The 546-nt window shown below is 30.4% G+C and carries 1 protein-coding gene; it reads left to right on the top strand.

Features of this window, described 5'->3' with window-relative positions:
- Nucleotides 1–222 precede the first annotated feature (222 nt).
- On the top strand, nucleotides 223–546 hold a 324-nt coding region (locus tag KPL50_RS26765), incomplete at its 3' end, for a PadR family transcriptional regulator (protein WP_216301487.1).

Here is a 546-nt window from a genome sequence, read left to right as displayed (position 1 = left end):
CTTTTTTAACTTCCAACACATTTTTCTTTCTTATAAATTATTAAACCTCCACTCAGTTCTGAAATTATATTTCTTACAAATTTCTTCTTTCCGTTTTTAAAAACAAGGTATAGTTCATCTGGATTTGAACCTTGTTGAGATTTGCAGCTAAGTCCATTGCATAGTTATATACCTTGCATTATTAAGTACTACATGTTAATATATGGATAAGGGGTGAAAATATTGGAAATAGATAAGGAAATGCTGAAAGGGTATATTGATACAATATTAATGAGTGTACTTAATGACTGCACTATGTATGGATATGAATTAGCAAAAAAGGTAAGGGCGATTAGTGGGGAAACCTTTGAATTAAAGGAAGGCACACTATATTTGTCATTAAAAAGACTAGAAAAGAATGGGTATGTTAAATCATATTGGAGTGATAGTGAAAGTGGCGGCGGTAGACGGAAATATTACAATATCACTGATGATGGAATAGAATATGTTAAAAGAAAAAGAATAGAATGGATTTTTATGAGAGAATTGATAAATAAGTTTCTTGGG

This window comes from Clostridium sp. CF012, from assembly GCF_018861755.1.
GTDB lineage: Bacteria > Bacillota > Clostridia > Clostridiales > Clostridiaceae > Clostridium_AD.
This window is presented reverse-complemented; position numbering and strand designations above follow the sequence as displayed.